This is a genomic window from Candidatus Baltobacteraceae bacterium (assembly GCA_035502855.1).
Lineage (GTDB): Bacteria > Vulcanimicrobiota > Vulcanimicrobiia > Vulcanimicrobiales > Vulcanimicrobiaceae > Aquilonibacter.
This window is the reverse complement of record DATJTX010000021.1, coordinates 243,316-268,462: the sequence shown is the minus strand read 5'-3', so window position 1 is coordinate 268,462 and position 25,147 is coordinate 243,316. Positions and strand designations below refer to the sequence as shown.

Below are 25,147 nucleotides of genomic sequence, written 5' to 3'. Positions count from 1 at the left end.
TCCTACGGAGCGAACTTCGCCTCGGGATAGCCGTCGGCCCAAGCGAGCTTGAACCACTGGAGCGCTTTCACGCGGTCGCGCGGCACGCCGTAGCCGTAGTAGTACATCAGGCCGAGCCGATAGTGCGCGCGGCCGCGAGCCGGATCGAGCAGGTGATAAAGGTCGGGAAAGATCGTGGCATACGGCGGGAGCGGCGAGGCTGCGATGAGATACCAATGCAGCGCCGCGGAGTAATCACGCGGTACACCGATCCCCTCATAATACATATCGCCGAGCCGCGCCGAGGGGAGCACAGCCGCCTCGGACTCATCTTCCGCCCCCGACCGATACCACTTCATGGCGGTCGTATAGTCCCGCGTCACGCCGCGTCCGTTATAATACATCTCTCCGATGGCGAACTTCGCTCCGGCCCAGCCCAGCGCCGCTCCGAGTTGATACCAGTGCATCGCGGCTGCATAGCTTTGAGGAACGCCGTCGCCGTTTTCGTAGAACGCTCCGATCCGCCAGTCCGCCTGAGCATTGCCCTGGGCCGCCGCGAGCAAATACCAATGCAACGCCGCCGCATAGTCCAGCGGGACACCCAAGCCGAGTTCGTAATACATGCCGAGGTTTCTCTCGCCGCACTGGGATCCTTGATCGGCGGCACGTTTCGTCCATTCCCGCGCCGCAAGGTAGTTTTGCGGCACGCCCACTCCGTACAAGTACAAGATGCCAATTTCGGTTTGCGCCAGCGCATATCGTTGGGCAGCGGCGAGACGAAACAGTCGCAGCGCGGCTCCCTCGTCCTGCGGCACGCGTGCTTCGTCAAAGTAGACCGCGTACATCAGCCCGAGGTCAAACTGTCCGTCGGGCAACCCCTGTGCGGCGGCGAGGCGAAACCACTGTAATGCCGTCGGGTAGCTCTTCCTGACGCCGTGTCCCTCTCGATAGAGAACCCCGATCTTGTCCTGCGCGCTCGCAAGGCCTTGCGCGGCAGCTTCGCGGTAAAAGTGCAGCGCCGTCGGGTAGTTCACGGGCACACCGCGCCCGTCGTCGTAGACGGAACCGGCGTTCTTCTCGGCTTCGGCAAAGCCCTTAGCCGCGGCGAGTTTGTAGTAATGCAGCGCCTTGCCATAGTCGCGCTTGAGGCCGCGTCCCGAATCGTAGATGGCGCCGAGCTTGTTCTCGGCATCGGGAAGACCTTGATCGGCGGCCTTTTGGTACCAGTGCAATGCGATCGCATCGTCTTTGGCGACACCACGGCCGTTTTCGTAGCGCGAGCCGAGATTATACTCGGCGTACGCGTTGCCCGTCGCTGCTAGACGCTGGTCGTCGGCCAGCGTTACGTTTGCCGCCGGGCGTATCCCGCGAGTATAGGTGATCGTGCGAAGCGCATCCGGCGAAACTTCGTCGTAGCGCACGCCGTAGGCGGGCGGCATCGTGGTGCAGGGCGCGTTCGCGACGACGCTGACGCCCGGAAGCGCCTCCGCATAGACGAGGCCCTTCGCGGAGGTGAGCGTCACCTTCGTAGCGGTCACCGCGATCGAGAAGTCGGGGTCCTCGGAAGAAGCCGCGACGCCCCCTGCCGTTATGTTACTGAAGAACCCGAGCGGATCGTGGACCTCGACGCGCCCCGGGGCTTCCACCGTCGTCTTCTCGAGCCTGCCCGTGTTTTGAAACGAATACGTGCCGCCGGGCTCGAGCGTCATTCGGCCGCGGCCGTCCGGCGCGCCCAGCACGATCGTGTCATTCGCGGGTACGGTGATCGTTTCGTTGCCGATCCTATCGCCCAATTCGAGGCGACGTTCCGATACCTGACCGGCGACCGTTCGAACCGTCACACCGTCGACATGATCGGCGTCGCTGCGGCTTCCGACCCGAATATCGACCACGCTCGGAAGGCGCCCGTCGGCGCGCACCGGTCCGATGGCCGCAACACAAAAAACCAAGCAAGCCGCCGCAGCCGGCAGCGTGCTGCCTCGATGGTGTCCCCGCGCAGCCGCGGGCGACTTACCGCGACCTATCTCTTATTGGCCGCCAGGAATGGACGAGCCGCAGGCATTGCTGAAGCCGCCGCACGTAGGCGGTACGAGCGTGCCGGCCGACGCCTGAACGCAGAGTCCGCAGGCGATAAAAGCGAAGGCAGCGACTGCCACGAGTACTGGCTTGAACGATTTCACGGTTCGGGGACCTCCCTCTAAAGTCGTACCCGGCTCGAACTCGCTTTCTCTCCAAGAGGGGGAGCCCTCCTTCCTTCGCCGCGCCCGAAATTCTCAGGTTTTCTCAGGTCTGCTCAGGTTTGCTCCAGGCGCGCGGTAATTTCAGCGATGAACTGATCCATAAGTCCCGGGTTGTCCTCGATGCTCTCGTACTGGATGTCATCGATCGCCTTCGGGACCGCGACCTTTCCGCGCATCACCCCAAAGACGACCCGCGAGTCCAGTCCGCGGTCGATCAACTTCCGGTACGCGCGGCGGATCTCCCAATTGCAATACGGGCGGCTAAAATAGACCTCCGAGAAAACCGCAACGACGAAGCGGCTCCCGGCGATCGAATGCACGATGTTGTCTTGCCAGACGGCCGCGTACCGGATGGAATTTTTGTCGAAGAAGATCTTCAACGCTCTGCCGTTTGCCGGCTGCGCGCGCTTCAGCGGCTCGTAGACGTTGGCGACGACCCAATCCATCTCCTCATGCGCGTAGCTGATGAAGACGTCCCAGTCGTATGCTTCGCGCGTGGGGTCGCCGCCGATCTGCTGCAACACCTCGAACTCCATGCGGGCACCCCAGACGCCGCAGAGGACTGCGGCCAGGAGCATACCGAGCGCGACGAGCGAGACCTGCGGTTGGATTTTATTCGCCATCGTAAACATCGCGACTTCGAAAGCGATGAATACTACGATTCCGCAGCCCAAGGCGAGCCCTGCGGCAATCCAGGGCAATGCCGAGCGCAACGCGCCGAGCGGCAGTCGCCGCAATGCGAAAAACAACGCGACGAATGCGCCGACCGTGATCAGCGAGAACGCGATGACGAGGAAGAGCAGCGCGCCGGGCCGGTCGGGCGTTGCCGGATCGAACCGCAGAAACGCGCGCTCATCGCCGATCGCCCAGGCGAGCAGATCCGGACCGGGGTGGTGCGACTCTTCATGCACGTCGTGCTCGGCAGCACCGACGATGACGAACTTGCCCGCGAAGTTCGCATCTGGCGGGAATGGCTGCTGCACCGTAATGCGATGCGTTTCGGCTCCCGATATCACTGCTCCGTAACGCGCGGGTATCAGCATGCGAATATTGCAAACGTGCGGGCTTCCCGGCGGCGGCGGGAATGATTCGTGATCCGAATCGGCCGCCACATCGACGAGCGACCAGATATCTTCCTGCAGGCTGCTTCCCGAAAAGAGCGGCGGCCAGCGATCGAACGGGATGCAGGCATGATAGTAGAGTTCGCCGGCGTACGCGGGCGGTTTTTCCCCGGAATGAACCTCGATGCCGCTGTGTCCGTAGTTCGCGAGGGCTTCGTAAATCGCGCGATCGAGCTTGTTCGCGGGCTGATTGTCGGGAAGCCCTTCATCGTCGACGGCGTTGGGCTCGGTGATCGTAGCAAACACGTTTACCCCGCTACGATGCGCGGCGTTGAGGGCTACGAGCAGCGCTTCGTTCGCCCGTGAATACTGCGCGTCACACGGCGTATCCGGGCACCTCGAAAACGCGAAGTCCAGGACGATCGCGCGGGGTTTCTGTGAGACCGCCGTCGTGATGAACGTCGCGAGGGCGCGTCTTCGCTGAGGTATCGCGGCGCTATTTGCGTCGTACATGAAATCGACGTAGACGATCGACGGGTCGGGCTTTGCCGGGCCCCCGTGCTGCAACGCGTCGAGAACGTTGAACGCTGCCCAATCCCAGTCGTGCCAGCCGCCGGGAAGCTGCACGAAAACGTACATCACGGCAGCATATACCGCGATGAGGAACAGTGTTCGCCGCAGCCATCGCGGTACCGAAAGCCGCCTCACCTGCTGTCTCTTCGAGCCTATGGCGTGAATTTCCGCGATGCTTCCGCCGCTGTTTTGACGCGCCGGATTCGATTCAACCGGGGTTGCTGGACTCGGTCGAGCGGTGAGCCGCTTGGCGACGACCTTGAGGCGGGGAAGCGTTGCGCGTGCAATTGGTTCCGCGCGATTCGGTGCCAGCGCTCGACAGCGTCCTCGCATTGCGTGAAGCGCGCCTGGCATCAAGGATTTGACGCTGCCGGCAGACGAGTTCGATCATGACAAGTCTCCCCGAGCTGTGGTCTTGCTTTCAGCAGGCGCCACCGACAATCTTGGATCTGGTGACGTTCTGCAGATGCCCAGTTCCCCTAGATACGGCTGCAATTGCCGCGCTATTTCCCGCTGGCCGAGTGCGTTAGGATGGATCTTATCCGCCTGCAGATACTCACTCGGTGAGTATGGAAGCCGAAGGAGCACTACCGGGATCCTCAGGCTATCTGCAACCGTACGCATCTTCTGATAAAGCGCACGCTGCGCGAATAGTAAGTCGGAAAAGCTCAGGCCACCTTCGCCGGTTAAAGGGGCCTCGACAATTACTACCCGTTCGTAGCGTTTAAGCCAATACCGGATGGAGCTAATGGTCACATCGCTGGACGCATCAAACTGCGATATGAAGATTACGGTTGCAGCAACGTTCACGGCCGAGACGTTTCGCCCGAGAACTGGGCGATTTACCGCTGCATTAACGATGGGTTTAAATCCGCAAGTATGCTCAAGTATTTGCGGGTAAGCATCCTCTCCTGGCCTGAGCCCGAAACCAAGTGTCTCGCTAGCACCAACAAAGAGGACGCGCTTAGCGTCTCCCTCCGCTTGAAGAGGCCGGGCATTTGAGGCTAACACGATTAGAACTGCGGCAGCGATAATCGTCCCGACTGCCTGGCGCCTCATGTGCGCTCGGCAAGCTTCTCCCACCGGCTCTCGCAGTCTTTGGGACCCGGCGTCGGACGCGGCAGCGGCGTCGTCCATCCGCGGCATGGCACAATGACATCGAACAGCGTCGATCCTGGCAGATAGACGAGGACTTCCAAAAAATCGCTATCGATTCCAGCCGGACTCGAGCCCACCGTTGTGATAAATTCAACAGCGGGCTTTCCTTGCGCAGTAAATAGAGCGCCGCTCGCGAGAGGGTGATCCTTGTACCCAGCTAGCAGCGGTCGAGCCAGCTGTAACGCCGCTGAAAGTACATCTTGCCAGCGGTAAGGTACGCGTCCAACGTACCAATTGATCGGCCGTATGAAGAAGCGGTCACCGTTTTCGCCTATGATCTCGCGATAAACAAAACCGTGGCCGTGATCTGGGATCCCGAATGCCTCATAATGCGGCGGCGGCGGCGGCAGACCGATAAGCTGGCGTAAGCGTTCGCTCTTCATCGGTGGAGCTTTCGCCGGCTCGGAGGCAGTGCGCAGCAAAGCTGCCACGATTTCTTTCACGCCAGGGCTCATGAAGTGAATGTCGCTTGGCTGATTTGCGGTTTGCCGATGGGTACAGCCCAGCGCAAAAATAACGATGGTGAAGATCGATCCAACTACGTTCAGATACCGCACGATCAGGCCTTACTGCGACCCCTGGTCCGCGCTCGAATGTAAAATGTGGGGAGTGACAACGACGTAAAGATTTGAAAGACTCGATGAGTCGTGACGCGCTCGGAATAGCCCACCGAGCAGAGGTAGCTCGGATAAGACAGGAATCCGGGTCATAGACGTTATCTCCTCGTTGAGAAAGAGACCTCCGACGACAAACGGCTGGCCATCTCTCACGCGGGCCAGTGTAGTGATCTGCCTAAGGCTAATCTCGGGCACGCTTCCCTGCGACGTCGTCACATATGCGGTCACGCTAGACACTTCAGCAAAGATATCCGAAGTAACGTAGCCATCGCTCGCTACGTGTGGCTGAATCTGGAGATTTACGCCAACCGCAATGTAATTAACACTGCTTTGCGTTACTGCCGTGCCTCCCGGGTAGATAGTCGTTGTGATGATTGGCAACGCGTCGCCGGTCAGAATCTGCGCCGCCACGTTGTCCGTGGCGAGCACACTCGGCGAAGCGAGCACCTTCCCGCCATCGCGCTCTATCGTCGCGTAAAGATTGGCCTGAGCTGATAAATTATATTGCGGCTTCGATCCCGGCGTACCGCCGGCAGCTACTGTCCCCACCGCGACAGGCGTGCCCGCACCCGCATTCAAACCGAGCCCCAAGTCAGTGGCCGTCGCCTCACTCATCTCAACGACTTTGCACTCAAGCATCACGCTCTGCGCCGGTACGTCTACTTGCGCGATGAGATTTCGCATCGCGGCGATCTCCGCCGGGGTTCCAGACAGAATAATCGCGTTGAGACGACGATCATACGCGACTGAATCGCTCAACCTAGCTCCGAGCGGTTCCTGCGGCCCGGTTAGGCTACTGATGCCACCACTATTTACACTCTGCGAACCGGCGGAGGTCGGCAGGCTAAAGATGGACCCTTGGGGCTGGAACGGAGCAGTCGGCTGAACTTGCTGCCCACTTACAAGTAGGTTTGCGACCTCGCCGACATCCGCATACTGAAGACGCACCACGACATAGGTCCTGGCGCCTTCAATCGCTGGCCCGGTAGAAGTGGATTGCGTCCGGGCGGACGAAAGCGCTGGCGACGTATCGACGTCGAGGACGAGATCATGCCCGGAGGCTACCGCTACAACATGCAGCGGCTGAGTAAGATCGATGCGCACGGTCACCGCGCCGATGTCAGTAACCGTGACAGACGAGACCCCGTTGGCACCGAGATACGGGTGATTGAGAACAACCCCACTCGCAGAAGAATCTGGAATCTGAACGAGCACGGTCTGTCCGCCATCGCCGGAAAGCTGAAAATTAGGCGGCGCGTTTCCGGCAAAGGTTATGTCGACCCGCGTGTAGCCACCGGCGAGACCCTCGACCTTAACGCCCGTAACAAACTCCGATGCCCCTAGCGCGATGCCTCCTGTGCACAGCACAGTGTAAAGAATCGCACAACCAAGTGCGCGCGCCCGCCATCGCCCTAGCCGGAGCAATCCCCCGATCTTTACGACATCACCCACAGCAAGTACACGATTATTGCGACTCTAAAGATGAGCAGAACATCAAAGACTTTCAGTTCCGATAAGCGCTCCCGAACCGGCATCTACGGCGTAGGTACGTCCGGTCGTCGACGTAAAGATCCAGGCCGGTTCCGCAATGGTGGTCGGAACCGATATCGAGCTTGTCCAGTATCCCAGCTCATACGATGCGATGTTACCCGACTCGGGTGTCGCAAGCGAAGCCGTGTAGGCATCAATCGTATTCGTTCCCGTGTCATAGCGCGATATCGTGGATCCCACACCTCCCCCGGTGCTACGCCATAAGCGATAGCCATACGAGACATTTGGCTCGTCGTCGTACGTGTAGACGTACTTGCCGCAAATGAAGTGCGACCCGTCCTCTATCCATTCCTCGCACGTAGAACTGCCGATGTAGTGATAATCCTCAACATCAACCTTGATTGCATCGCCGCCAAACACTGGTCCGCTCGAATGTGTCCACACGAACTCATAACCGATTAACATATTGGTTCCGCCGGTCACCTTCAGGTAGAATGAGATTACGTCCGACAGCGTCGCGTCTGATGGCATGCCAAAGGAGTTGTCAACAAACTCGGTTGCGGCGGTCTCGGCAGTGGAAAGTGAAACTGCCATCGGATTCTCCAGCGCATGTCCATGGTACGTTACGCCGCCCGACGTGCCTTGGTAATACGTTACCTGAAGACCGCCGACAGACGTGTAAGTGGTGGTACCACCGCTCGTTACCGTCGTGTACGACCCGGCGGACATGGCGGAATCTCCCGAGGCGACCGCGGAGGCTACATTCAAAGTTTCATTGTTATCAGCCACCGGGTTTAAAACGCCAGCTACGGGTTTAACGACTATATCTGTGTATTCCAGGCCCGTATAAGGGCTATCGAATTCCAACACGCCACCCTGGGATCGGCTGGGCGTTCCCGAAAAGGTATCCAGAACGGCGTAATCGTTATCCATTTCAGCCGACCACGACGTTGACTCGTTATTGTCCTCATTCGATTGTTGCCAAGCGTCCAGGATGTCCGCTCCGCCATTCGCAGTCGGATTCCAGATTTGCTGAAGTAGCATCGAAGCCACCGGCGGATTGTCCTCTGACTCGACGTCGCAGGCGCGGTTGTCTTCTGCTCCCTCTACCGTGCACTCCCCGGGTGATTGCCAATATCCATATATGCCGTGAAGGGGTATGCCGGAGTTGTAAAACAGGGGTTCCCACGGGTTCGCGACCGCACCAGGCGCATTAGACGCGTCGCTGGAGTCCTGTTCGGCATCCGGTGCGACAGTGTCTGAGCTAAACAAGAACATCCAGCCAAGATATAAAGTCGAGTTGAGCGCGCCGGTTGCCTTAGGATATTGCCCTGCCAAGTCACCAATGCCCCAATATGTGCTGCTCGGTGGTGTGTTGCCACCTTCCAGGGACGAGCACGCGTTAGGAAACGCGACAATACCAGTGGCACCGTGTCCAAAATAGAACAGCGCGTTCACACTGTTCATAATCGAGGTAAACATCGAGTTGGTCATATTCGGAGGGTCATTTTGAGTCTGCGTGCCCCAACCATCCGCCGTAAACGTCTGCTGCGTAGCACTTTCTGCCTGTGCCGGATACGGACTAATGGGTGGGCAATTTAGTGAGCCGTCGTAATTGTCAATACCGATAATGCCCGCAGTGCCAGTAGCCGTTGTTGCCTTCCTCGATCCAGATGCCGACGAGCCGCACGCGACCAGAATGAATGCGGCCGACAGAATGACAGCGCACCGCGCCACCGTCGAAAATGCGTAGTGTTGACTCACTTTATTTTACCCCCGCGAGCCGATTTGGCGTCAATCCATAGCGAACTGCCAAGTCGTCGGGTGCCAATTGATCCCCAGCCAATAGCAGCGAGCCGGTCCTGGAGTCATAGACAAAGTAGTACACGCGCGTTAACTCCAGCGCGGTCTGCTCGTCGCCCCCGTGCCCCAAGAATTCAACCCTCGTTCCGCTCACGACTCTTCCATTTGCCTCGCCAGCGAACGGGCCGCTGTTAAGAAAAATCGGTCGAAACGGCTTCGGTAGCGAGGCGAGTCTGGTAGTCGCGTTGTTCGCGATGGTCGTGCCACGGTTGGTCTTTATGAGGAGCTGGAGATTGTCGCGCTCTGCAGACTGTTCCATTTCGGATGCTCGCTGCAGGCCCTCGACGTTGAAAAAATTCCTCCCCAGCGTTGTCCCTTTCGGAATGATGTGAGGGCGCCTCTGGGCCATTGAGGGTGCCGCAAGAATACTAATTGTAAGAGACGTAGCGCCCGGCGCAAGTAATATTCGATCGTTCAGCGCGGATCTAAACTGTAACTCGGCAGTGTTTCCCTCCTCGCTACAGGAGATGTACGCCGCATTGCTAGGTGAGACGCGAGCAACGCTTTCCGTGCGTATTGCTGCAGTCGAAGGGCACGTAGTATTGCTTAAAAACAGCTCTGTGACACTCGCCTGGTTAGAAACTCGGTGTAGCGGTTTAGCCGCCGAAAACGCGATGACCCACGTGGGCGCTTGGCCCTCGCGGGATTGAGAGAGGCTCGTGATTGCCTCGGTCGCCGGTTTTCCAATTGCTGCAGACCTCGCGGTGACGGCGGCAACCCTTCCCACGGAGGTCAAGAGAAGCGCTACCACTACGATCCACGCCAGAATCAGACGATGTGCTAAGTCTCTGCGTGCAGTCTCACGAATCACAAAAGCGATCCTCCGTTACGTGAAGATTAACGAATTGCGCGCGGGAGCAAACAATTGCCAAGCCCACACCCGTTACTTTTTGTTCCAGCCGAATATTAGGACACCTGCGGCGCATCCACGCGCCAGTAAATGAATCTTGGCGAGCGACGTTTTTGGTGGGCCGACACTTAATGTGGTCAATCCAATTATGGGCCGAATGGATTATGCCACACGCGGGTCTTACAAGTTGGCATTTTCGCGCCTCGCGTCGTCCTCCTTAGCCGACTGCTGAGGACGCCGACATTACTCAAACCAACTAACATATGGATCGCATTCGCGAGGGGGCGGCCAAGAAGACTGATGAGGATATCGACCCAGTGCCGGCCACCACGGAAATGGGCCCCTTGCAAACCCGTCGAGTAGGTCAATCGTTACGATATCGGGTCACAGGTTCTTGTGGTCGCCGTAAGGATGCGAAATGCGCATCGGAGCTTGTTTGGGGCTCAGCGACCAGCGTCACTGTGCCACAAGACACCTTATAGCGCACCTTTCCGCCGCCTCGGTCGTGGCGTGCCACTTCTGTGCCACCAAACCGAGAATCGGCAGGTTGACACGCCGGGGAATGGCAGAATCCCCCGCTTCTCTAGGATTCTGCCGGTCGAAATGGCTCCGGATGCTGGACTCGTCCTTCGACTCGCGCATCCTGCGCTCGCTCAGGATGACGGTTCTCGTCACAGCATCACGAGTGGAAGTAACAAACGACCACCCCATCGTGGGGTGGTCGTTTGTTACTTGGCTCCGGATGCTGGACTCGAACCAGCGACCCGCTGATTAACAGTCAGCTGCTCTACCAACTGAGCTAATCCGGAACGCGCAGGGGTACTGCGGGATTCTACTGGATTGCGGTGCGTTGATGCAAGCAGCCTTGTCGGCCGCGGCTATAAGGTGCGCGCGTAGCTGGCCACGTAGCTCGAATCGGGATGGGGGCATGCGACGACGGTGGCGATGATCTTGAGCGCGGGCGGCGTGATCGCAGTCCCCAGTGCCGCAATTCCGGCGAAAACGAGCACGAGGGCGGCGATCGAGCTGACGAGGAAGCGAGCGAGCATTTCCGGTATCTCCTAAATAATTAGTTGATACCTCCATGCTACTTCCCGGCCGCCGGTTTGTCAACTAAGAAATTAGTTAACCCTACTGGTACCCGTGGGCGAGCATGGTCGCAAAGAACGGGATGAGGGCCAAAAGCACGATCTCGCAACTCAGGAACGTCCAGGTGGCGCGAAACGCCCGCGGAGGAATCTCGACGCTTCCGGCCCCGTCGGACGCGGGCTTAAGGCGCAAGTAGTGAACCGTCGGCGGAATCGAGAGCAGCCCGACGGCGAGAAAGAGCGCCATCTTCGTCCAGAAGAACGGATTGTGCATGTAGAACGCGGCGCCTTTGAGGCCCAAGGTCACGCGCAAGATCCCGCTGATGATTACCAGGACCGCGCTGATACCGAAGAGCGTATCGACCCGCCGCAGCTGCTCCAACCGGAAGCGGTCCATTCGTTGCCGATACAGCACGAGCTCCGCAACGAGCGTGCTGACGAGAAAGAAGATACACAGAAAATGCAACCACGCCAGCACGACGTCGAGAAGCATATCGTTACTGCTGTGTGTTCGGCGCTTGGCGGCGAATCGTCACCGTTTGGTTAAGCGTGATCTGCACGTTTGATCCAGCGGGTAACGTAAAGTTCGTTTTGCCGTTTATTCCGTAAAGCAGGCCGCCGGCCGCGCCCAGAATGCCGCCGCCGCCGGTGTGGAAGATCGTCTTCCCGATCGCGTTGCCGAGCAACATGCCTCCAAGCGTCGAGAGTGCAACCTTGACGCCGCTCTTTTCTTCCTGTTTGCGCTGGTCTTGGGTCATCGTGGCCGAGATATCGACCGTGCTGCCGTCCGCCAGGCGAAGATAATCGAACTGCAAACCGATCGAGGGCTTGCGTCCTTGCCCCGCCGGCGTCACGCTCGTAACCTCACCGGCAATGATCGCCCCCTGAAAAGCGGGGTTGCCGCTCGGATACGGCGGCACGACGTCCATTACGAACCGGTCGCCCACGTGCGCTTTGCCCGTGTCGATCGGAGTGCGCATGCGCGCGTTGATCTGCGCGCCCTGATAGAGCGTCAGCGACTCTTGGGCCGACGCGACCAGCGTCGTGCCGACGAAGGCAACCAGGGCGACCACCGCCATGAAACTGTTACGAAACTTCATGTCGCCTCCTTATCCACCCAAACGCCGGAACCTCGCGCCGCGTTCCGGTCCAGATTAAGGAGTCGTGAGGTCGCTCGCGAGTTCGATCGTGACCAGCATTCCTTGCCGAGCGACCAGCGGCACGCCGGTCTTTGCGGCATAGGCAACGCCGCCGGTCTGCGCGGTCTGCCCGGCGCGTGTGCCGATCTGCGTCTGCCACACGATCGTCGAACGGGCCGGCGGACCACTCTGGGTATTCGGCAAGCGCGGCGGTCCGGGCGGCGGAACGGCCGCCTGAGGCGGCACCGCCACGCGCTGCGTCACGTTCGGTGCGATGACGTACGCTCGAATCGGCTCGCGCGTACGATCTAAGAACGTAATATCGTCGAACCAGAACGCAATCTCCGCCGGCAGGATCCCGCGCGCTTGACGCACGTGCGTAATGTGGCCCTGGATCACCGCACCGTAGAGCGAGGGGTGGGCGTCATCGGCGACGCGCAGGATGAACTCGTCACCGCTGCGCGCCGTGCTCGAATCGACCGTCGTGCCGAGCACGCACTGAATGCGCGTCCCGGCTCGCAGGAGCGTCGGGTGCTGGACCGTCGTGATCGCGATGATGACGGCGGCGAGCGCCGAGAACACGTTCATTACTGCGCGAAGTTCGGGACGCGCAGGGCCTCACCGGTAAACCCGGTCGCTGCTCGGAGCGCATCGATTTTGTCGAGCCGCTCCCACGGCAAGTCGAGGTCGGGCCGCCCGAAGTGACCGTAAGCCGCGGTTTGCTTGTAGAGCGGGCGGCGCAGGTTCAGGTAGTGAATGATCGCCGCCGGACGCAGATCGAAGACTTCTTTGACGGCCTTCGCGATCAGCTCTTCCGCGATCTTTGCGGTGCCGAAGGTTTCGACCAGCACGCTCACCGGTTCGGCAACGCCGATTGCGTAGGCGACCTGGATCTCGCATCGATCCGCCAGCCCCGATGCGACGACGTTCTTTGCGACCCAGCGCGCCGCATACGCGCCCGAGCGATCGACCTTGGTCGGATCCTTGCCCGAGAACGCACCGCCGCCGTGACGCGCCATGCCGCCGTAGGTATCGGCGATGATTTTGCGTCCGGTCAGGCCGGCATCGCCCTTGGGCCCGCCGATGACGAAACGGCCGGTCGGATTGACGAAGACACGGGTGTTCTTATCGAGCATTCCGTTCGGAATCACGTGCTTGATGATCTTGTTGGTGACTTCGGTTCGGATCACTTCGAGCGAAATATCCGGATCGTGCTGGGTCGAGAGGACCACGGCGTCGACGCGGACCGGGCGGTCGCCGTCGTACTCGACGGTGACTTGCGATTTGCCGTCCGGGCGCAGGTACGGGATGTCGCCGTTCTTGCGCATGGCGGCCAGATGACGGGTCAGGTTGTGCGCAAGCACGATCGGGAGCGGCATCAGCTCCACCGTTTCCTTGCAGGCGTACCCGAACATCATGCCCTGATCGCCCGCGCCGGTCTGCTCGAATTCGTCGTCGCGGCCGCCTTTCGCCTCGAGCGACTTGTCGACGCCCATCGCGATGTCCGGCGATTGTTCGTCGATCGAGACGCTCACGCCGCACGTTTCGGCGTCGAATCCGACGGCGGACTTCGTATAGCCGATGTCGGCGATCGTCTCGCGTACGATCCGCGGGATGTCGATGTAGGTCTTGGTCGTCACCTCGCCGGCGATGTGAATCTGTCCGGTGATGGCAAACGTTTCGACCGCAACGCGCGAGTACGGATCGTCTTTGAGCAGCGCGTCGAGCACCGCATCGGAAATCTGGTCGGCAACTTTGTCGGGGTGGCCCTCGGTGACCGACTCCGAAGTGAAGAGTCTGCGATATTCGGCCATACTACGTTCCCTCCGACCACGAGGCCATGTACTTCACCTGCTCGGGCGTGAGCACGTCGATCTCGACGTTCATCGACGAGAGCTTCAGTTTGGCAACCTCTTCGTCGATCTCGACCGGCACGTCATAGACGTGCTTCTTCAAATTGGCGTGATTCTTCGCCAGATGCGCAGCCGCCATCGCCTGATTGGCGAACGACATGTCCATCACCGCTGCCGGATGACCCTCGCCCGCAGCCAGGTTCACCAGCCGTCCGTCGGCGAGAATGCAGACCTTGCGGCCGTCGTGGAATTCGTACTGTTCGACGAACGCGCGCGGCGTATTGACGCCCTTCGCAAGACGCTTGATACCGTCCAGATCCAGTTCGTCGTTGAAATGACCGGAGTTGCAGACGATCGCGCCGTCTTTCATCAGGTGGAAGTGCTCTTCGCGAATCACGTGGTAGTTGCCGGTCACCGTCACGAACACGTCGCCGGTCTTGGCCGCGTCGGTCATCGGCATCACACGATAACCGTCCATCACCGCTTCGATCGCCTTGCGCGGATCGACTTCGGTCACGACGACGTGCGCGCCCAACCCGGCGGCGCGCGCCGCGATGCCGCGTCCGCACCAGCCGTACCCGACCACGACGACCGTCCGGCCCGCGATCAGCACGTTGGTAGCGCGAATGATCCCGTCGATGGTCGATTGACCCGTGCCGTAGCGGTTGTCGAACATGTGCTTGGTCAGCGCGTTGTTCACCGCGATGACCGGATACGGCAGCACGCCGTCTTTTTCCATTGCTTTTAGACGAATCACGCCGGTCGTGGTCTCTTCGCAGCCGCCAATCATCTCCTTGAGCAAATGATTGTGCTTGGTGAAGATCGTCGTCACGAGGTCGCAGCCGTCGTCCATCGACATCTGTGGTTTGGTCGCGATCACCGACTCGATGTGCGAATAATAGGTCGCGTTGTCTTCGCCCTTGATCGCGTAGGTCGGGATGCCGTACTCGCACAGCGCGGCGGCAACGTCGTCCTGCGTCGAGAGCGGATTGCTGGCGCACAGCGCGATCTCGGCGCCGCCGGCCTGCAGCGCGAGCATCAGATTTGCGGTTTCGGTCGTGACGTGCAGGCATGCGCCGATCCGCACACCACGCAAGGGTTTGCCGATCTCGAAACGATCGCGAATTTGCGCAAGCACCGGCATGTACGCTCCCGCCCACGCGATACGCGAGCGGCCGGCGTCTGCCAAGCTGCGGTCTTTGACATCACCAGCAAGCTTTTCCGTGACGGGCACGATGGAACTCCTAACGAGCGAAGGGCGAGAGAAAGCGCTTTTCGAGCCGGGTGCGGAAAGCCCCCGGCGTGGAGACGCTCCCCGAATACTTATCACAACTTGCCAGCGAATGGCCAACCCCCGGCGGGGGCAGCGCTGCGACCATGGTCGCAGCCGCCGGAGCCGCGCTGGTGGCGATGGTGGCGCGGATTTCCTCGGCCAATCCGAAATACGCGGCAGCTCACCAGCTCGCGCTCGAGCTGGTCGAACGCGCCGACGCTCTGCGGGAGGAGCTCGTGCGCGCGCGCGAACGCGACGAAGCGGCCTTCGACCGGGTGGTCGCCGCCAGCGCCATGCCCAAATCCACCGACGCCGAGAAGCAAGCGCGCCGCGCGGCGCTGGAACTTGCGCTCGCGCACGCCGCCGCCGAGCCCTTGGCGGTGGCGCTCAACGCCCTCGAAATTTTGCGTCTCACGCAGAGCGCGCTCGACTTGAACAACAAGAATCTCGTCAGCGATATCGGCTGTGCGGCGGAGTTCGCCCACGCCGCTCTCGCCGCATGCGCCTATAACGTGCGCATCAATCACCGCTTCATGCACGACCGGGCTGCGGTCGACGCGCAAACGCACGCTCTCGAACGCTACGAGCGCGAAGCCGCCGCGCAGCTCGCATCGGTGCGCCGCGCCGTCGCGGTCATGCTCGCACCCCGCTCGTGAGCCTCATCATTCGCGTAGCCAGGGTAGACGATGCGCAGGCCTTTGCCGCAATCTATGCGCCGATCGTCGCGGGCACACACGCATCGTTCGAAAACGAGCCGCCGAATGACGCGGAGATGGAACGGCGCATCCGCAGCACCCTCGAGCAGACACCCTGGCTCGCGGCCGAGTGCGACGGCGCGATTGCAGGATATGCTTATGCGGGACGACACCGCGAGCGCGCCGGATACCGCTGGGCGGTCGACGTGTCCGTCTATCTCGATGAACGTTTTCGCGGTCGCGGTATCGGGCGCGCGCTCTACGATCGTCTCCTCGCATTGCTCGAGCAACAGGGCTTCCGGCGCGCCTATGCCGGTGTCGCGCTCCCGAACGACGCGAGCGTTGGCCTTCACCGCGCGCTGGGCTTCGAACCCATCGGCATCTATCGCCGTGTCGGCTGGAAAGCCGGACGCTGGTACGACGTGATGTGGCTCGGGCGCGACGTCGGCCCCGATGAGGGCGATGCGCAGCCGCCCGAACCAATCCCGTTTGCTCGTCTACAGTAGCGCGTTCCCCGCCGCCGTTGCGCTCTTGAGTTTCGCCTCGCCGGTCGTGGCCTGGCCGCTGAGCTGGTCGAAGACCGCGTACTGTGCGGGCGTCGGCTTCACGTACGCCAGATCGACCCCGGCCGCCAAATACGCGAGGTAACTGCGCAGCTTGGCTTCGTGCAGCAGCGTGCCTTCGCTCGAGTGGATGTCGAGCTGCACCACCCCGTCGATTGCGGCGTCGAGCTGCGCCAGCGCACCCGCCGCGCGGGCGGCGCTGACCTTATGAGCGGCCACCGCTGCGCGCAAACGTTCGCGAGTCGCAATTGCGGTGTCGATCGTGCGATCGAGCGTATCCAACGCGGAACGGATCTTCATCCCGAGGTCCAAGCGCGCCGCAAGCGCGTCGTCCGGCAGCTTGATACGCGGGTCGAGCGCAACGGTGAAACTCGTCGTCGCGGTCGCTCCGCCGTAATCGAGCGTTACCGTGTAGTTGCCCGGCACGACCTGCGGCCCCTCGACGGTATCGTCGAGGCCACCCGCCGCCACCGGCGGTTCAAAGCCGGTCACTTCGGTCGCGTCGGCATAGCGCAGATCCCACTGGAAGCTGTTCATTCCCGGCGCGATCGCGGTGAGCCGTTCGTAGGCCTTTGCCGCCTCTTGCGTGGGACGGAACCGTTCGTCCGGCTCCCGCGGCTTGCGCGGCGCCGGCTTGCGGTGCAGCGCGAAACGGCGGATCAGATTGCCCTTCTCGTCGCGGAACGTCAGCGTGACCGGCGTCCTGCCGTTATAGCTTTTCGGCACGTAGAAGAACACGGTCGCCCCGAACGGCGGGTTCTCGCCGTTGCCGGTCGCCGTTCCCCCGCCGTAGGGGCTCGAGCCGTACACGTGCGTGAGCCACGCCGCTTGCGGCGCGAAGAGCTGCGCTCCGCCCGCGTGCTGCGCCGACGATTTCGTCAATTGCTCGAGAAGCGCGAGATTGTCGAGCGCCCAAAACGATCGCCCATGCGTCGCGACGACGACCTCACCCTGACGCGTGTCGATCGCAACGTCGCGCACTTGGACGTTGGGAAGGTTGAGCGTGAGCGGTTGCCAGCGCGCGGCCCCGTCAAGACTCACGTACACCGTGCTCTTGGTCGTAGCAAAGAGCAGCTGCGCGTCGTCGGGATCTTGACGCACGGTGAACACGTATTGGTCGTCCGGTAAACCGCTCGTGATCGTGTACCAATGCTTGCCGTAATCGGTCGTTTCGTACACGTACGGATGAAAGTCGTCCCACATGTAGCGCGACGCCGAAAGATACGCGGTGCCCTTTTCGGTGTGCGAGGCTTCGATCGAAGAGATCTCGGCCCACTGCGGCAACGCCGGCGGCGTAACCAGCGACCAGTTCGCGCCGCCATCGGTCGTCACGTGCACCAGTCCGTCGGCGGACCCCGCCCAGATCACGTTACCGTCGAGCGGAGAGACGGCCAGCGCCGAAACATCGGGAAAGATTTCGGCGCTGGATTGATCCAGATCGATCGGACCGCCGCTCGGCGCCTCCGTCGTCGCAACGTTGCGGGTGAGATCGGGACTGATCTTCTGCCAGGTTTGCCCCTCGTCGTCGCTGCGCAGCACGTACTGCGAGCCGACGAGGAGTTCTTTGGGATTGGCCGGCGAGAACAAGATCGGATGCGTCCAGCCGAAGCGATACTTGAGTTCACCGGAGGACGCGCCTTCGCGGTAGAGCGGCCACGGGCTCACACTTTGATATTCATCGATGCCCCGATCGTAGCGCAGCATGATGCTGAAATAGCCGCTGCCGTACGCCACTTTCGAGTCACCGGGTTGCGGCGCGATGAACGTGCTTTCACCGTAGGCGGTGCGCTTCCAGTCGGTGGTAGGAATGATGCCGTCCGCGCTCGCGCTGGGTCCTTCGAATGAACCCTCGTCCTGCTGCGCGCCGTAAATGCGGAACGGGAATCGATCGTCCGAAAGTGCGACGTGGTAGAACTGCCCCGTCGCCTGATTGTGGTCGCCGCTCCAGGTCTTGCCGCCGTCGGTGGAGACGGTTGCTCCGCCGTCGTTCCCCTCGAGAAGAACGTTCGTGTTGCGTGGATCGACCCAAACGATATGGTTGTCACCGTGCGGCGTATGCAGGCGCGTAAAACTCCGGCCTCCGTTTCGCGAAACCCAAAGGGCCTCGACCTGCGGAACGTAGACCGTATTCGGATCCTTCGGGTCAGCGTAAATCGCCATATAATAGAAGGCGCGCTGACGCAGTTCCATGTGGTCGTTCACGCGCGTCCAGCTCGCACCGCCGTTGCTCGAGCGGAAGATGCCTCCGTCTTTGGCTTGGACGATCGAGTACACGACGCGCGGGTCGCTCGCCGCGACCGTAACGCCGATGCGCCCGAGCAGTCCCTTCGGAAAACCGGGCGTGCGGGAGAGGTTCGTCCAATGCGCACCGCCGTCGATCGTCTTGTACAGCCCGCTGCCGGGCCCGCCGTCCTGCAGGGTCCAGGGCGTGCGGTAGGCCTGCCACATCGCGGCATAGAGCACGTTTGCGTCGTGCGGATCCATCACCAGGTCGATCGCGCCGGTCTTATCGTTGACGAAGAGCACTTTTTTCCAGGTGGCCCCGCCGTCGGTCGACTTGAAGACGCCGCGGTCGGGATTGCTCTTGAAGACGTGGCCCATCGAGACTGCATAGACGACGCTCGAATTGTGCGGATCTACCACGATCTTGCCGATCGTATGCGTTCGCACCAAACCCGCGTAGCGCCAGGTCTCGCCTGCGTCGGTCGACTTGAAAACGCCGTCACCGGTGACGACGTCGCCCCGAATGTCGCTCTCGCCCGTTCCGATGTAGATGATGCGCGGATCCGAGGGCGCGACGGCGATCGCACCGATGCTGTTCGATGCGTTCAACTTCCCGTCGGTAAGGTTCGTCCAGACCAGCCCGTAGTCGGTGCTGCGCCAGACGCCGCCGTCGACACCGCCAAAATAGAACGTGTCGGGCGATCCGGGAACGCCGTCGACCGCGACCACGCGGCCGCCGATGCCGGGACCGACGCTGCGCCAATGCATGGCGCTCATCAAGGTTTGCGCGGAGGGATTGACGGGGCTTGCGGCAGCGGGAAGGACCATCATCACGAGCGTTGCCGCAATCAGTGCAAAGCTCTTGGATTTCATCAGGTCACCATTTTCAAAAACGGGGTGATATCCTCGCGCTCCACCTCCATTCCCACGCCGCCGGTATGGTAACGTATATCATGAAAGTCGGCGCCGGCCGTCATCACCAGGCCGTACCGCGCCGCAGTCGCGCGAAAAATTTGGATATCTTCGGTATCGTGCAGCGGATAAAAGACTTCCAAACCGCGCAGCCCCGCCGGAACGAGTTCGTCGATCAGCGCGCGGTTTTTGAGACGCCCCGGATGTGCCAAAACGGCGACACCGCCCGCCGCGGTGATCCGCTCGATCGCCTGTTGCGGCGTGATGTAGAGTGAGGGCACGTAACCGGGCATGCCGCTGCGCAGCAGGTTGCGGAATGCCCAATCGATATCCGGCGCCATCCCGCGCGTGATCAGCGCCCGTGCCACGTGCGGACGGCCCAGGGCCTTCGCGTCCGGCGCCTCGCGCAGGACGTCGTCGAACGTAACGCCGTACCCCGCGCGCTGCAATTGCTCGGCCATGCGCGCCGCGCGCTCGCGGCGCGCATGGCGATTGCGTTCGAGCACAGCCAGCAACTCGGGTGAATCCACCTGCATCCCGTAACCGAGCAGATGTACTTCGTTCCCGCGGTACGTGGTATTGATCTCGACACCGCTCACCGTCACCGATCCGTGCGGCGGCGTAAATTTTCCGTAGGCGCTGAGCGTATCGTGATCGCTGATCGAAAATACTTCGACCCGCCGCTCGCCCATGAATTCGGCCAGCTCTTGCGGGGTAAGGGTGCCGTCGCTCTCGGAGGTGTGACTGTGAAAGTCGACGATCACGACTTGCGGCGCTCGATCGCAAGCGAGATCGCGGTTCGCTCATTCTCGCTGATCGCGATCGTAATGAACGAAGGGATGCAGATTACGTCGAGGCCGCTGTCTCTGAGATAGCCGCGCGCAATCGCGACGGCCTTGATCGCCTGGTTGATCGCGCCCGCGCCCACGGCTTGGATCTCGGCCCAATCGCGCTCGCGAATGACCGCGGCAAGCGCGCCGGCGACCGCGTTGGGGTTGCTCTTGGCCGAGACCTTCAGCGTGCCCGGGGCTGGTTCGTGCGCTTCATCAGTCATGCTATGCCACGTTGAAAGATACGCTTGATCTCGACCGCGTGCCCGCTGGACCGATCGATGCGTACGACCGCGGCGCAGAACTGTTTGGTTCCGGATTTCTCCACGCTGAAGCGATCGGAAAGCCCGGTGATAAAGCGATCGAGTACGGCCGCTTGCTCCATGCCGATCACGCCGTCGGTCGGCCCGGTCATCCCGAGGTCGGAGATGTAGGCCGTGCCGCCCGGAAGGATCTGCTCGTCGGCGGTCTGCACGTGCGTGTGGGTTCCGTAGATCGCCGAGGCTCGGCCGTCGAGGAAGCGCGCGAGCGCAACCTTCTCCGAGGTCGCTTCGGCGTGCACGTCGACGATCACGACCGGCGTCTGCGCGCGAAGTTCGTCGATCAGCGCATCCGCGCACCGAAACGGATCGTCCACCGGCGGCATGAACGTGCGTCCCATCACGTTGAGCACGCCGATCGTCGTGCCGTCGGCCACGAACGTTCCGTGACCTCTCCCCGGATTTCCCGGCGGGTAGTTCGCCGGACGCAGCACCCGATCGCTCGAGTCCAGGTACGTCTTGAAGTCGCGTTTGTCAAAGATGTGATTGCCGCTGGTGATGAAATCGACGCCGGTGGCAAAGAGCTCGTCCGCCGTTTGTGCGGTCAGCCCGAAGCCGCCGGCAACGTTTTCACCGTTGGCGATACAAGCGTGAACGTGATACTGGTCGCGTACCAACGGCACGCAGCGTTTGAGCGTGTCGCGGCCCGGCGAGCCGACCACGTCACCGATCAACAGCAGGGTTAACGGTTCTAACGGCGAGACGACGCCTTCGCTTTCCGTTGTGATTTCAAAAAGTAGACCAACACCCGCGCTTCTTCGCGGAAGCCGACCAGACTCTTGGACTGCGTCGGATCGCGCAGCGCCTCGATCGCGTAGACTGCCGCTTCGTCTTGTGCCGCCGGATCGGCGTCCAAATGATCCTCGGGCGGCGGATTGTGGACCAGCGCGTCGGCGAAGCGCTCGCGCAGCAGCGAAACGAGCAGCTCGAGTTCGTCCTTTGAGAAGCTCTCGGTATCCCGGGTCACGTGCACGAAGGTCGTCGACCGATCGCCTTCACACTCGACGCGCAGCGTGTGCGCCTCGTCTTTGGCGAGCAATAGATAGCCGTTGACGTGATCCTCGACCGCCTCACCCAGCGCCGCCTGAGCGCGCTTGTCCAGCCGCGCGCGCACGGCAAAGGTGAGACGAACGCTGCCCTCGGCCGGCATCGAGCGAATCGATGCCAGTTCGGGGAAGCGCACCAGCAGTGCGCACACCAAGCTGACGGTATCAGCGTTCTCTAAGGGAAGACGGCTATTCATGATCGGGCCCACCTGATACGACGCGGGCTCCAGGCACACCCTGCGGCCCATGTAGAATGGTAACAATCGTGAGACCCCGGCAGTTGCCCGGCCTCGCAGTCCTTGGGTTGCTCGCTTCGCTCTTGGCCCACGCCATGAGCTACGGCGAGAGCCACCAGGTCGGCGGCGGCTACCACCAAGCGGTCGAGCTCTTGGCCTTGACGGGCGCAGGAGTGCTCGCCGTCCTTGCCGGCAGCCTGGCGTGCGTGGGCGCGCGCCGGTACGCGACGGGCTCGGTTCTGGCGGCGCGTCTTCGCACGCTTGTACCGCCTCTTCCCCTGCTTGCGGCCGCGGCCACGATCTGGTTCGCGCTCATCGAGAGCGTAGAACCGCCCCACCCCTACGATGCGCCGATCCTGCTGATCGCTCTGAGCCTCGCGGCCGCCGCCGCCGCGATTTCCTTCCTTTTCGGGTGGCTGCTGCGTGCGATCGCCGAATTTGCCTTTGCGATCGCGTCCCGGCCTTTCGTCCGGCGCCCGGTGTGTTATCGCCGCCGGTTCGCTCATCGCTCCTCTGCGCGCCGCGCCGTTTTCGTCTACCGGCGCTTTGCCCGGCCGCCGCCGGGCGTGATGCTTCTCCCCGTTTAGCATCACTACTCTTCAGAGGAGACCCTATGTCTCGACTTATCGCGGCAATCGCTGCCGCGTGCCTGTTTTTCTCCGCATCACCCCTTCTCGCGGCGGCGACCGGGTTGGTGCACGGTGTCATCACCCAGTCGGGTACGCCGCAGTCCGGCGCTTCCGTCATCCTCGCGGGTGAGGGCCAGCGCTTCACCACCAGTACCAACGCACGTGGTGAGTACTCATTCGCGGCAGTGCCGTTCGGGCATTACCGGCTGACCGTCAGTGAAAGCGGCGCGACGGCTCGTACGGTCGACGTCGACGTCCATACCGATGCGGTCGCAACGGTCGATCTCGATCTGCTCAAAACGATCGCCGTCACGTCGGTCACGGCAACCGCCGGCGTCGGTGGAACGCCCGTCGCCGCCACGACGATCGACCAATCCGAAATTCAAACCTCGCCGGTGCGCGATAGCCTCAATCGCCTCATCGAGACGGTTCCGGGCGTGGTGCAGTTCTCGTACAACGAACCGGTGATCAACGGCTTTCACGGCGTGACGTACGACATCGACGGTGCGCCGCTACCGCTCGCGACCACGTCGAACTTCGCCGAGATCGTCGATCCGAAATCCATCAACTCGATCGAAGTGCTCACCGGGGCAATCCCGGCTGAATACGGCGGCGACCGCATCGGCGGCGTCGTCAACATCATCACCGACCGCTTCGAGGACATTCCCCAAGGCACGTACGGCACGATCACCGGCGGAGCGGGAAATGAAGCACAGGCGCTTGGCGAATTCGATACGGTCTCGCGCTTCGGCAACAACGAGCTCTTTCTCAGTCTCAACGGATCGAGCACGAATCGCGGTCTCGACGCGCCGACCTATCAAGCCATTCACGACGCCAGCTCGGCGAACGACGAGTTTCTGCGCTGGGTCACGAAACTGAGCGATCAATCGACGATTGCCTTTGATTATGGCAATCAGTTCTCGCAGTTCCAGATTCCGATCAATACCGACCCGAATAATCCCAACGACCCGATCTATACGCCGGCCGGTACCGACGACACGCAGCTCGAGTACGACCGTTTCGCCAACCTGAACTTCACGCAAGTGTCCAAGGACGGCAACAGCGTCTTCCAGTTGATCCCTTGGTACCGCTCGACGCGGGTCGATTACGACGGCGATTTTCCCAACGACGTGCTCGGAATGGGGCCGAACTTCGGCTGCGCCCCCGACGGGGATTCCGACAACTATCCGGATTGCAACGTCGACGGCTACACGCCCAACTACATCAACAACGTCGGCTTGCAGTCGGCCACCTACGCTAACTACATCGGCCTGCGCGTCTCCGAGCTCCATTCCAGCGATCGCCACACCTGGAAGATCGGCATGGACATCAACCGCGAAAACGCGACCGGATCGCAAGAGTTTGCGTGTTATTACGTCGACTGCGCGCTCGCGGGGACGCTCAACCCGACGACCGGCGCGGTAGAAACCCCGACCCCCGCCACGCCTGCCAACGGCTACCCCAACGGATACTACGCCGCACCGCCGGCGCTGCAAGCGCAAGCCGGATCTCAGGTCGGGCTCTACGCCGAAGACAAGTGGCAGCCGACACAAAACGTCGTCTTCAACTACGGCGTGCGCTACGATCATTCGACCGGCTACACCAGCGGCTATATGATAGAGCCGCGCATCGGGGTGAACATCTCCGATGGCGGCAAGAACGTCTTCCACGTGTTCTACGGCCGCTACTACGCCGCGCCGCTCCTCGAAGACGTGCGCGACGCGTGCGTGGTCTTCCAGGCGCAGAGCGGCTGCGCCACGACAACGCCGGTCTACGATCTGCAACCCGAGATGGACAGTTACTACGAAATGGGGGTGCAGCACACGTTCGACGGCAATCTGACCGGTTGGGTCAATCTCTTCGAGAAGAACGTCGTGAACGTACTCGACACGACCCAGCTGCTCAACACGCCGCTCTTCGCCGTCTACAACAACGCGATCGGACACAACCAAGGACTGGAGATCCGGCTGCAGGATCGCCAAGGCAACGGGAACGACTGGTTCCTGACCTCGACGATCTCCGGTTCGTACGCCGGCGGCATTTCGGGCGGTACGTTCCTCTTCCCGGTCGACGTCAACCAAGGTCTCCCCATCTCCTCGCCCGCACAGCTCGGCATCGAGGATCACTCGCAAACCGTCGATTCGACCGCCGGTTACACGGCGCGATTCGGCGCGGCCCGCGCGTGGTTCGCAACGCTGCAAGGCGATTACGGCAGCGGCTTTCCGGTGCAATTCCAAAACGTCAACGGCGCAAGCCTGAACGGCACGCTTCCCGCGCACACGACGTTGGACTTCAGTGCCGGCCGTACCGTGTTGCCGGGCAAAGGCCCCAACTCGCAAGGGCTCGGCATCTCGCTCGACGTGCTGAACGTGCTGAACCATCAGTACGTGATCAAGATCGCGAACGGGTTCAACACGACCCAAATCGCCAATGGCCGCACGTTCTTGTTCCGCGTAACGGAACCGTTCTAGGGAAGCTCCGGGGGGCCGGCACGCCCCCCGGCGCTCC

The 25,147-nt window shown here is 61.5% G+C and carries 22 protein-coding genes and 1 tRNA gene; 4 read left to right on the top strand and 19 right to left on the bottom strand.

Annotated elements, in window-relative coordinates; translation table 11 throughout:
* Positions 1-2: 2 nt before the first annotated feature.
* The 14 genes from VMF11_07535 to ahcY all read right to left on the bottom strand — a co-directional run bounded on the left by VMF11_07535 (position 3) and on the right by ahcY (position 15,146).
* The gene (locus VMF11_07535; protein HTU70159.1) at positions 3-1,928 is read right to left on the bottom strand and encodes a tetratricopeptide repeat protein; all 1,926 of its coding nucleotides are present in this window, start codon (positions 1,926-1,928) and stop codon (positions 3-5) included.
* Between the two features lie 344 nt (positions 1,929-2,272).
* Positions 2,273-3,988, bottom strand: a complete 1,716-nt coding sequence (locus VMF11_07530) for a TIR domain-containing protein (protein ID HTU70158.1) — start codon at positions 3,986-3,988, stop codon at positions 2,273-2,275.
* Between the two features lie 252 nt (positions 3,989-4,240).
* Positions 4,241-4,663 (bottom strand): hypothetical protein, encoded by a 423-nt coding sequence (locus VMF11_07525; GenBank protein HTU70157.1) that lies wholly within the window; start codon positions 4,661-4,663, stop codon positions 4,241-4,243.
* A 245-nt stretch (positions 4,664-4,908) separates the two neighbouring features.
* Entirely contained in the window at positions 4,909-5,568 is a 660-nt protein-coding gene (locus tag VMF11_07520; protein HTU70156.1) for a hypothetical protein, read from the bottom strand.
* Between the two features lie 9 nt (positions 5,569-5,577).
* Positions 5,578-7,080, bottom strand: coding sequence for a secretin N-terminal domain-containing protein (locus VMF11_07515; GenBank protein ID HTU70155.1), 1,503 nt, complete (start codon positions 7,078-7,080; stop codon positions 5,578-5,580).
* A gap of 42 nt (positions 7,081-7,122) precedes the next feature.
* On the bottom strand, positions 7,123-8,883 hold the full coding sequence (locus VMF11_07510; GenBank protein ID HTU70154.1) for a hypothetical protein: 1,761 nt from the start codon (positions 8,881-8,883) through the stop codon (positions 7,123-7,125).
* A 1-nt stretch (position 8,884) separates the two neighbouring features.
* Complete coding sequence (locus VMF11_07505; GenBank protein HTU70153.1) at positions 8,885-9,241, bottom strand: hypothetical protein; 357 nt, start codon at positions 9,239-9,241, stop codon at positions 8,885-8,887.
* 1,324 nt (positions 9,242-10,565) lie between these two features.
* Positions 10,566-10,641 (bottom strand) — tRNA-Asn (locus tag VMF11_07500).
* A gap of 69 nt (positions 10,642-10,710) precedes the next feature.
* Positions 10,711-10,881 carry a hypothetical protein gene (locus tag VMF11_07495; GenBank protein HTU70152.1) on the bottom strand — a complete coding sequence of 57 codons (171 nt, stop codon included), beginning with the start codon at positions 10,879-10,881 and terminating at the stop codon, positions 10,711-10,713.
* A gap of 82 nt (positions 10,882-10,963) precedes the next feature.
* Positions 10,964-11,413, bottom strand: coding sequence for a DUF2214 family protein (locus tag VMF11_07490; protein HTU70151.1), 450 nt, complete (start codon positions 11,411-11,413; stop codon positions 10,964-10,966).
* A 4-nt stretch (positions 11,414-11,417) separates the two neighbouring features.
* Positions 11,418-12,020 (bottom strand): hypothetical protein, encoded by a 603-nt coding sequence (locus VMF11_07485; protein ID HTU70150.1) that lies wholly within the window; start codon positions 12,018-12,020, stop codon positions 11,418-11,420.
* A gap of 54 nt (positions 12,021-12,074) precedes the next feature.
* A complete protein-coding gene (locus VMF11_07480; GenBank protein HTU70149.1) occupies positions 12,075-12,647 on the bottom strand; it encodes a hypothetical protein in 573 nt (190 codons plus the stop codon).
* Positions 12,647-13,873, bottom strand: coding sequence for a methionine adenosyltransferase (gene metK, locus VMF11_07475; GenBank protein ID HTU70148.1), 1,227 nt, complete (start codon positions 13,871-13,873; stop codon positions 12,647-12,649). Before metK ends, VMF11_07480 begins: the two co-directional genes overlap by 1 nt.
* Position 13,874: 1 nt before the next feature.
* Positions 13,875-15,146, bottom strand: a complete 1,272-nt coding sequence (ahcY, locus tag VMF11_07470; protein HTU70147.1) for an adenosylhomocysteinase — start codon at positions 15,144-15,146, stop codon at positions 13,875-13,877.
* 68 nt (positions 15,147-15,214) lie between these two features.
* Between ahcY and VMF11_07465 the strand changes: the two genes are divergently transcribed.
* Together VMF11_07465 and VMF11_07460 are read left to right on the top strand one after the other, a co-directional pair.
* A complete protein-coding gene (locus VMF11_07465) occupies positions 15,215-15,841 on the top strand; it encodes a cyclodeaminase/cyclohydrolase family protein (protein ID HTU70146.1) in 627 nt (208 codons plus the stop codon).
* Positions 15,838-16,386, top strand: coding sequence for an arsinothricin resistance N-acetyltransferase ArsN1 family B (locus VMF11_07460; GenBank protein HTU70145.1), 549 nt, complete (start codon positions 15,838-15,840; stop codon positions 16,384-16,386). Before VMF11_07465 ends, VMF11_07460 begins: the two co-directional genes overlap by 4 nt.
* Here the strand turns inward: VMF11_07460 and VMF11_07455 are convergent.
* From VMF11_07455 to VMF11_07435, 5 genes are read right to left on the bottom strand one after another with little or no spacing between them, the layout of a single operon-like run.
* Positions 16,378-19,539, bottom strand: a complete 3,162-nt coding sequence (locus VMF11_07455; GenBank protein HTU70144.1) for a hypothetical protein — start codon at positions 19,537-19,539, stop codon at positions 16,378-16,380. The two genes, VMF11_07460 and VMF11_07455, sit on opposite strands and share 9 nt — an antisense overlap.
* Positions 19,539-20,342: a PHP domain-containing protein gene (locus VMF11_07450; protein HTU70143.1), complete on the bottom strand. Its 804-nt coding sequence runs from the start codon at positions 20,340-20,342 to the stop codon at positions 19,539-19,541. Before VMF11_07450 ends, VMF11_07455 begins: the two co-directional genes overlap by 1 nt.
* Positions 20,339-20,632, bottom strand: coding sequence for a stage V sporulation protein S (locus tag VMF11_07445; GenBank protein HTU70142.1), 294 nt, complete (start codon positions 20,630-20,632; stop codon positions 20,339-20,341). The genes VMF11_07450 and VMF11_07445 overlap by 4 nt, the downstream gene beginning before the upstream one ends.
* Positions 20,629-21,402 (bottom strand): TIGR00282 family metallophosphoesterase, encoded by a 774-nt coding sequence (locus VMF11_07440; GenBank protein HTU70141.1) that lies wholly within the window; start codon positions 21,400-21,402, stop codon positions 20,629-20,631. Before VMF11_07440 ends, VMF11_07445 begins: the two co-directional genes overlap by 4 nt.
* Before the next feature lie 17 nt (positions 21,403-21,419).
* On the bottom strand, positions 21,420-21,971 hold the full coding sequence (locus VMF11_07435) for a hypothetical protein (GenBank protein HTU70140.1): 552 nt from the start codon (positions 21,969-21,971) through the stop codon (positions 21,420-21,422).
* Between the two features lie 68 nt (positions 21,972-22,039).
* On the opposite strand from VMF11_07435, the gene VMF11_07430 reads away from it, so the two are divergent.
* Positions 22,040-22,597: a hypothetical protein gene (locus tag VMF11_07430; GenBank protein ID HTU70139.1), complete on the top strand. Its 558-nt coding sequence runs from the start codon at positions 22,040-22,042 to the stop codon at positions 22,595-22,597.
* Positions 22,598-22,623: 26 nt separating this feature from the next.
* A complete protein-coding gene (locus VMF11_07425) occupies positions 22,624-25,110 on the top strand; it encodes a TonB-dependent receptor (protein HTU70138.1) in 2,487 nt (828 codons plus the stop codon).
* Positions 25,111-25,147 lie beyond the last annotated feature (37 nt).

Excerpts from the sequence above, each read along its gene's own strand:
- VMF11_07505 (HTU70153.1), bottom strand. The coding sequence starts at position 9,241 with ATGGAACAGTCTGCAGAGCGCGACAATCTCCAGCTCCTCATAAAGACC.
- VMF11_07495 (HTU70152.1), bottom strand. The coding sequence starts at position 10,881 with ATGCTCGCTCGCTTCCTCGTCAGCTCGATCGCCGCCCTCGTGCTCGTT.
- VMF11_07490 (HTU70151.1), bottom strand. The coding sequence starts at position 11,413 with ATGCTTCTCGACGTCGTGCTGGCGTGGTTGCATTTTCTGTGTATCTTC.
- VMF11_07485 (HTU70150.1), bottom strand. The coding sequence starts at position 12,020 with ATGAAGTTTCGTAACAGTTTCATGGCGGTGGTCGCCCTGGTTGCCTTC.
- VMF11_07480 (HTU70149.1), bottom strand. The coding sequence starts at position 12,647 with ATGAACGTGTTCTCGGCGCTCGCCGCCGTCATCATCGCGATCACGACG.
- metK (HTU70148.1), bottom strand. The coding sequence starts at position 13,873 with ATGGCCGAATATCGCAGACTCTTCACTTCGGAGTCGGTCACCGAGGGC.
- VMF11_07455 (HTU70144.1), bottom strand. The coding sequence starts at position 19,539 with ATGAAATCCAAGAGCTTTGCACTGATTGCGGCAACGCTCGTGATGATG.
- VMF11_07445 (HTU70142.1), bottom strand. The coding sequence starts at position 20,632 with ATGACTGATGAAGCGCACGAACCAGCCCCGGGCACGCTGAAGGTCTCG.
- VMF11_07435 (HTU70140.1), bottom strand. The coding sequence starts at position 21,971 with ATGAATAGCCGTCTTCCCTTAGAGAACGCTGATACCGTCAGCTTGGTG.
- VMF11_07425 (HTU70138.1), top strand. The coding sequence starts at position 22,624 with ATGTCTCGACTTATCGCGGCAATCGCTGCCGCGTGCCTGTTTTTCTCC.